The sequence below is a fragment of the Ruminococcoides bili genome (genome assembly GCF_040093295.1).
GTDB lineage: Bacteria > Bacillota > Clostridia > Oscillospirales > Acutalibacteraceae > Ruminococcoides > Ruminococcoides intestinale_A.
Map to the genome: position 1 here is coordinate 111,584 of NZ_JBBNJY010000003.1, position 7,411 is coordinate 118,994.

Here is a 7,411-nt window from a genome sequence, read left to right on the forward strand (position 1 = left end):
TGAAAAAAACTTGCAGTCTGACGATATTATAAAAATATTTGATGATACAATATGCGATAAAGTAAAAAAATATCTTGTCGTTTGCAATTCAATTGATATTGCAAATAAGATGTACACCGAAATAAAAAATTCGGATATTAACGCAAGTGTAAATCTGTTTCATTCCAATTTTACAAAAAATGACAGAAAAACTAAAGAAAATGCGATTTTAGCAGCCTCTGAAAAAACTAACGAAAGTATAACTATACCTGAAATATGGATTTCAACATCCGTAGTCGAAGCAAGTCTTGACATTGATTTTGATATTCTTATTACCGAGTTATCGGATTTATTTTCCCTGTTCCAACGCTTTGGCAGAGTAAACAGAAAGGGTAATAAAGACTTTTCATCTTACAATTGTTTTGTATTTACTGAAATTCAAGGTAATGCACATCGTTTTGTTGACGATGCTATTCATTCGTTGTCAAAACAAGCGATTTTAAGCGTTGACGGAATTATCTCTGAAGTTCTTAAAAAAGAACTTATAGATGAGTACCTTTCGGTTGAAAAAATCGAAAAATCAAAATATTATCAAGAATATCGTAAAATTTATAAATATTATAAAGAAAATGTCGATTATCTCTCTCTTAAAAAAGATGGAATAAGAAGTATTGACAGAAGCGACGCTGTGCCGATTGATGTTTATAATCAAAATGAGAGTGCCATAGAAAAAGCTTTGGATGTTTTAAAATCAGATACTTATTCAAAAGATGATAAGCTTAAAGCAAACGAAGAAATACTTGGCTTCACGGTTTCCGTACCTAAATTCAGAATTGACGATTACGAAATAAAAAAATTAAAAATGCCATATACTGAATTACCTGTTATTAACAGCAGTTATGATTCCGAATGCGGCATCAGATTTGATAAGGAAAAGAAAACCCAAAAGCAAGATAAATCTGATGATAACGGAGAACCTGATAATTTTATATGAGGTATGATTATGGACGAAAATAATATTTCCGGTATGCATATTTATTATTACTATGTTTGTAAAAGAAAGCTGTGGTATTTTTCAAACGGTTTGGCAATGGAAAGTGAAAACGAAAATGTCAAAATCGGAAAACTTATAGATGAAACCACTTATAAGCAAAAGAAAAAACATATTATGATCGACAACACAATCAATATTGATTTTATTACCGAGCATAAACTTTTACATGAGGTAAAGAAAAGCAGAAAGATAGAGGAAGCGGGTATTGCTCAACTTAAATACTATCTTTATTATCTGAAAAAGCGTGGGGTAGAGGGAATAAAAGGCAGAATTGATTATCCTTTGCTAAAGCAAAGTCTTAATGTTGAACTTAGCGAAGAAGATGAAAGAGAGCTTGAAAGTGCGGCAGCTGATATAGTAAAAATTATATCGGCTGCTTTGCCGCCAAAATTTAAAAGTAAAAGAATTTGCAAATCATGTGCTTACTATGATTTGTGCTGTATTTGAGGTGATAAAATGCAGGAAAGTTATTACATATATTCGTCAGGCAATTTAACTCAAAAAGACAACACATTAAGATTTACTGCAATTGACGGAAATGTAAAAGATCTTCCGATAGAAAATATTAAAGAAATTTATATTATGAATGAAATAACGGTTACATCTAAATTGCTGAACTTATTTTCAAAATACGGAATACTTGTACATTTCTTCAATTACTATCAATTTTACATAGGAAGTTTTTGCCCAAAGGAAACAAAACTTGCAGGTCAGCTTTTGGTTAAGCAAGTGCTTGCTTACGGCGACTATTCAAACAGATTATCAATAGCAAGAGAATTTATAGTTGCTGCGTCTTATAATATTTACAGAAACTTAAGATACTACAACGGCAGAGGCAAGAATGTGTCAGAGCAAATGGCTGCTATTGAAAATTTGAGGAGGAAACTTGCAGATGTAGAAACCATAGAAGAGTTGATGGGAATTGAAGGTAATATTCGACAGGAATATTACAAAGCGTGGAATGTAATTATTGATCAGAATATTGAATTTGATAAAAGAGTTTATCATCCTGCCGACAATATGATTAACAGCCTTATTTCATATGTCAATTCTCTTGTATATACAAAAACTCTGGCGGAAATTTATAAAACCCAACTTAATCCTACAATAAGCTATCTTCATCAGCCGGGTACAAGGCGATATTCTCTTGCACTTGATGTTTCGGAAATTTTCAAACCGCTGATTGCGGATCGTCTGATATTTTCTTTGCTTAATCGAAAACAAATAACAGAAAGCAGTTTTGTAGAAGGACTTAACGGTTTGCAGCTTACCGAAAGAGCGTCACGAATAATTACATCTGAATTTGACGAAAAATTAAAGACAACTATTTTTCACAAAGAACTTAATAAAAATGTTTCTTATCAATTCTTAATCAGACTTGAACTTTATAAACTGATAAAGCACATTATAGGAGAAAAAGAATATAAAGGCTTTGAAATGTGGTGGTAAATATTGTATGTAATTCTTGTATATGATATAATATGTGATGAAAAAGGCAGAAAAATACTTCCAAAGGTATTTAAGATTTGCAAAAAATATCTTGTACATATTCAAAACTCTGTTTTTGAAGGAAACTTAAGTAAAGCAAACTCACTTGCTTTGCAAAAAGAACTTGATGTTTATATCAGAAAAGACAAGGATTCGGTAATAATGTTTCATACCCGTGAAGAACGGTGGATGAATAAAGATTTTCTTGGAAAAACGGATGATAAAACATCAAATTTTTTGTAACGCTTTTATTGTCGACCTGACATAGCACAAAACCCCCGGCAGGTTGACAGAACCTAAAAATCAAGTAATCATCGGTATAGTTGCTTTTGATATATTGAAATGACAGTAGTATTTGATAAATATTTGGTATATCGACAAAACAGCACAGAAAAATGCCGATGATTACTTATCATTTTATCCCACGGCTATAAATCTATCCATATTGGATTTTAAATTACATAAAGCACCGTATAAGCATAGTCGACTCCGCCTATAAATCTATCCATATTGGATTTTAAATAGCACTGTTAATCGTTCAAAACTTATATCTGGTTTTCTATAAATCTATCCATATTGGATTTTAAATCATTGTACCACTTGCCGTCTGCGTACACACGATAAGCTATAAATCTATCCATATTGGATTTTAAATTGAAGAGTATAGCAACTTGCTTGCTATGACAAAGAAAGCTATAAATCTATCCATATTGGATTTTAAATATATTCTCTACAACCCGATAAGCATTGAGCTTATTGACTATAAATCTATCCATATTGGATTTTAAATCCTGAATCAGAAGTTTTGAGCAGTGATGAAAAAGAACTATAAATCTATCCATATTGGATTTTAAATGTTTATTCCGGTAATGCTTTGCGTGGTATCCTTCGACTATAAATCTATCCATATTGGATTTTAAATGCAAGTTGTACTTTGAACGAATTAGGATTGTGTGACCTATAAATCTATCAATATTGGATTTTAAATTGCAATATTTTTATCAGCGACAGATCGTACAACCGCTATAAATCTATCCATATTGGATTTTAAATGTGTAAGTGATGAATTTCTAAAAGCATTGCGAAAAGACTATAAATCTATCCATATTGGATTTTAAACAAATAATAGCTTGAAAACTCAATCCCTGCTGTGGCACTATAAATCTATCCATATTGGATTTTAAACGCAACAGTATCCGTTGTAACTGAATACATCAAAGTAACATTACCTAATCTGCAGCAATTAAACCCGAGTATTTTATATTCTATTGTAAAATATATTTTCTTATTGGAATAATAGAGGGGGAAAGTTTTGTTATAATTAAAGAAATATATTTGAACGGAGGTATTTTCAATATGTTAAGTGATATTGAAATCGCTCAGGCTGCGACCTTACTCCCGATTAAAGAGGTTGCCGCACAGATCGGAATTAAAGAGGATGAGCTGGAGTTTTACGGCAAGTATAAGGCTAAACTTTCCGACGAACTTGCCAATCGTTTGGAAAATGAGCCGGACGGAAAACTTGTTCTTGTTACAGCTATCAATCCAACCCCCGCAGGTGAGGGCAAAACAACTACTTCTGCAGGTCTTGGTCAGGCTATGGCTAAGATTGGTAAAAAGGCTGTAATCGCTCTAAGAGAGCCTTCACTCGGCCCTGTATTTGGTATTAAGGGCGGCGCTGCAGGCGGCGGTTATTCTCAGGTACTTCCTATGGAAGATATTAATCTTCACTTTACAGGCGATATGCACGCTATTACTTCTGCAAACAATCTTTGCTGTGCAATGCTTGACAATCATATTCAGCAGGGTAATGTTCTCGGGATTGATCCTCGCCAGATCCTTATTAAGAGATGTCTTGATATGAACGACAGAGCTTTGAGAAATATTGTTGTCGGTCTTGGCGGCAGAGTGAATGGTATTCCTCGTGAGGACCACTTTATAATTACTGTTGCATCTGAAGTTATGGCTATCCTTTGCCTTGCTGACGATATTTCTGATTTAAAGAAAAGACTTGGTAATATTCTTATTGCTTATACATATGCAGGCGAGCCTGTTTTTGCAAAGGACATTAAGGCTGACGGCGCTATGACAGCTCTTCTTAAAGACGCTATCAAACCTAACCTTGTTCAAACACTCGAGGGTACCCCCGCTATTATGCACGGCGGTCCTTTTGCCAATATTGCTCACGGCTGTAACAGCATTCGTGCTACAAAGCTTGCGTTAAAACTTGCCGATTACTGTATTACAGAGGCAGGCTTCGGTTCAGATCTCGGTGCAGAGAAATTCTTTGACATCAAGTGCAGATATGCAGGCTTTAAGCCGTCTGCCGTAGTTATTGTTGCTACTTGCCGTGCGTTAAAGTACAACGGCGGTGTGCCTAAGGCAGAGGTTTCTGCAGAAAATCTTGAGGCTCTTAAAAATGGTATTGAAAACCTTGGCGTTCACATTGATAACATGAGAAAGTACAATGTTCCCGTTGTAGTTGCTATCAACCAGTTCGGTACAGATACAGCAGAGGAACTTGAGTTTATCGAGAGTTACTGTAAATCTAAAGGCGCAGACTTTGCTCTCTCAAATGTATTCTCAAAGGGCGGAGAAGGCGGTACAGAACTTGCCAAAAAGGTAGTAGAGGCTTGCGAAAAGCCGTCTGATTTTGCTCCTATTTATTCAGATGACCTTACAATTAAAGAAAAGGTTGACAAAATTGCAAAAACAATTTACGGCGCTTCAAGAGTAAACTATACAAAGGCTGCCGAAAAGGCATTGAAGCAGATTCAGGCTCTCGGCGGTGAAAAACTTCCTGTTTGTATTGCAAAAACACAATATTCGCTTTCTGATGACCCAACACTTCTCGGTGCTCCAAAGGATTTTGAAATCACAGTAAAGAATCTTACACTTTCAAACGGTGCAGGATTTGTAGTTGTATATACAGGTGATATTATGACAATGCCGGGTCTTCCGAAAGTTCCGTCGGCAGAGAAAATTGATGTTACCGAGGAAGGAAAAATTAACGGTTTATTCTGATGATTACTGTAAATACTCATAATGCCCGTGAAACAGAGGCACTCGGCGCAAAAATTGCCGAAAAGTTGTGCGGCACGGAAGTAATCGCTCTTTTTGGCGGTCTTGGTATGGGCAAGACTGCCTTTACAAGAGGACTTGCCGGTGCGCTTGGTGCAGGAGAAAATGTTTCAAGCCCTACATTCGCTCTTGTCAATGAATATTCTGGCAAGTTTAATATTTTCCACTTTGATATGTATCGTGTCAACACCTGGGACGATTTGTATTCAACAGGCTTTTTTGATTATATAGACAACGGCATAATCATAATTGAATGGAGCGAAAATATAGAAGAGGCTTTGCCTGCTGACTGCATTAAAATAAGAATCAGCAAGGGCGAAAATGATGATGACAGAATTTTTGAAATTGAAGGTGTTGATCTGCAATGAAAATTCTTGCAATAGATACAAGCGCCACAGCTGCGTCAACCGCAATTTGTGACGAAAACAAAATAATAGGTGAGTTCTTTATAAATACAAAACTTACTCACAGCAGAACACTTATGCCTATGGTTGAAAGTCTGCTTGCAAACACAAACCTAACGACAACAGATATTACCGCCGTTGCGGTAAACTGCGGTCCGGGTTCGTTTACGGGTGTAAGAATCGGTGTTGCAGCGGCTAAAGGACTTGCTTTTGCCGATGATTTGCCTTGCATAGAGGTATCGACGCTTGAAAGCCTTGCGTATAATTTGCAATCTGCAAATGGGATAATCTGTTCTGTTATGGACGCTCGCTGTTCGCAGGTTTATAATGCGCTTTTTAAATGTGACGGTGTAAAGCCTGAAAGACTTTGCAAAGACAGAGCTTTGTCTGTTGCCGAGCTTTCTGAAGAACTTAAGAGTTATGACGAAAGAATTATACTTGTGGGTGACGGTGCGGAGCTTTGCTATAATGCTATGAAAGAATTATTACCAAATGTTGAACTCGCACCAATCAGTATAAGATTTCAAAGAGCGTCATCAACAGCAGAAATTGCTGTACAAAAATTTAATGACGGAGAAGTGCTTTCGGCTGCGGAACTTATGCCGATGTATTTAAGACTGCCGCAGGCTGAAAGAGAACTTAAAAAGAAAATGGAGGAAAAGAAATGTTAGCACTCGGATGTGACCACGGCGGATATAACCTTATCTGCGCAATTAAAAAATATCTTGACGAAAAGGGTATTGAATATAAAGATTTTGGTACTTACAGCACAGACAGCGTTGATTATCCTGTTTACGGCTATAAAGTTGCAAAAGCAGTAGCAAGCGGCGAATGTGAGCTTGGTATTCTTTGTTGCGGTACAGGTATCGGTATTTCAATGGCAGCAAACAAAGTTAAGGGTATTCGTGCGGCAGTTGTAAGCAATGAATTTTGCGCTGAAATGACACGCAGACACAACCACGCAAATATTCTTTGTATGGGCGGCAGAGTTACAAGCGAAGAAGATGCTGTTAAGTTTACAGAAATTTTCCTCAATACTCCCGAAGAGGGCGACAGACACTTAAAGCGTCTTGCTATGATTGATGAGATTGAGGCAGGTACTTTCAAGGTTGACTGATTTCGGGAGATTTTTATGCCCGACGAAGAATTAAAGGTGTTGAACGACATCAAATATATTTTTTATGTCTGTTATGCTTGAAAATAAACTTGATGATGTGAACGCAAAAATTGATGAAACCAATATGCTGTAAAACGAACTAAAGGGTTATAGTTTTGAAAACTCTTTTGTTTAAGTCGCCAAACAGCAGGCTGTTTGGTTATCGTCAGATATCCTTCAAAATCAAGCATATTTTTTAATTTCATTCAAAATCAGCCATTTATATATGTTGTATAAGTTTTGTATGTA

The 7,411-nt window shown here is 36.0% G+C and carries 9 protein-coding genes and 1 CRISPR repeat array; of the genes, 8 read left to right on the plus strand and 1 reads right to left on the minus strand.

Annotated features, from left to right (window positions below; all coding sequences use genetic code 11):
- Positions 1 to 10 precede the first annotated feature (10 nt).
- The 8 genes from cas3 to rpiB all read left to right on the plus strand — a co-directional run bounded on the left by cas3 (position 11) and on the right by rpiB (position 7,123).
- Positions 11 to 973: a CRISPR-associated helicase Cas3' gene (cas3, locus tag AAAY30_RS01925; protein ID WP_499215599.1), complete on the plus strand. Its 963-nt coding sequence runs from the start codon at positions 11 to 13 to the stop codon at positions 971 to 973.
- A gap of 9 nt (positions 974 to 982) precedes the next feature.
- A complete protein-coding gene (gene cas4 / locus AAAY30_RS01930; RefSeq protein ID WP_022234507.1) occupies positions 983 to 1,480 on the plus strand; it encodes a CRISPR-associated protein Cas4 in 498 nt (165 codons plus the stop codon).
- A gap of 9 nt (positions 1,481 to 1,489) precedes the next feature.
- Positions 1,490 to 2,482, plus strand: coding sequence for a type I-B CRISPR-associated endonuclease Cas1b (cas1b, locus tag AAAY30_RS01935; RefSeq protein WP_022234508.1), 993 nt, complete (start codon positions 1,490 to 1,492; stop codon positions 2,480 to 2,482).
- A 3-nt stretch (positions 2,483 to 2,485) separates the two neighbouring features.
- Positions 2,486 to 2,764, plus strand: coding sequence for a CRISPR-associated endonuclease Cas2 (gene cas2 / locus AAAY30_RS01940; protein ID WP_022234509.1), 279 nt, complete (start codon positions 2,486 to 2,488; stop codon positions 2,762 to 2,764).
- A gap of 185 nt (positions 2,765 to 2,949) precedes the next feature.
- Positions 2,950 to 3,707: direct repeats of the CRISPR family, unit length 30 nt; unit sequence CTATAAATCTATCCATATTGGATTTTAAAT.
- Between the two features lie 170 nt (positions 3,708 to 3,877).
- A complete protein-coding gene (locus AAAY30_RS01945; protein WP_294655981.1) occupies positions 3,878 to 5,545 on the plus strand; it encodes a formate--tetrahydrofolate ligase in 1,668 nt (555 codons plus the stop codon).
- The gene (gene tsaE / locus AAAY30_RS01950) at positions 5,545 to 5,970 is read left to right on the plus strand and encodes a tRNA (adenosine(37)-N6)-threonylcarbamoyltransferase complex ATPase subunit type 1 TsaE (protein WP_178585987.1); all 426 of its coding nucleotides are present in this window, start codon (positions 5,545 to 5,547) and stop codon (positions 5,968 to 5,970) included. The genes AAAY30_RS01945 and tsaE overlap by 1 nt, the downstream gene beginning before the upstream one ends.
- Complete coding sequence (gene tsaB / locus AAAY30_RS01955; protein WP_295026826.1) at positions 5,967 to 6,677, plus strand: tRNA (adenosine(37)-N6)-threonylcarbamoyltransferase complex dimerization subunit type 1 TsaB; 711 nt, start codon at positions 5,967 to 5,969, stop codon at positions 6,675 to 6,677. The genes tsaE and tsaB overlap by 4 nt, the downstream gene beginning before the upstream one ends.
- Positions 6,671 to 7,123, plus strand: coding sequence for a ribose 5-phosphate isomerase B (gene rpiB, locus AAAY30_RS01960; protein ID WP_022233957.1), 453 nt, complete (start codon positions 6,671 to 6,673; stop codon positions 7,121 to 7,123). The genes tsaB and rpiB overlap by 7 nt, the downstream gene beginning before the upstream one ends.
- A 71-nt stretch (positions 7,124 to 7,194) precedes the next feature.
- On the opposite strand, the gene AAAY30_RS01965 is transcribed toward rpiB, so the two are convergent.
- A complete protein-coding gene (locus AAAY30_RS01965; RefSeq protein ID WP_499222341.1) occupies positions 7,195 to 7,368 on the minus strand; it encodes a hypothetical protein in 174 nt (57 codons plus the stop codon).
- Positions 7,369 to 7,411 lie beyond the last annotated feature (43 nt).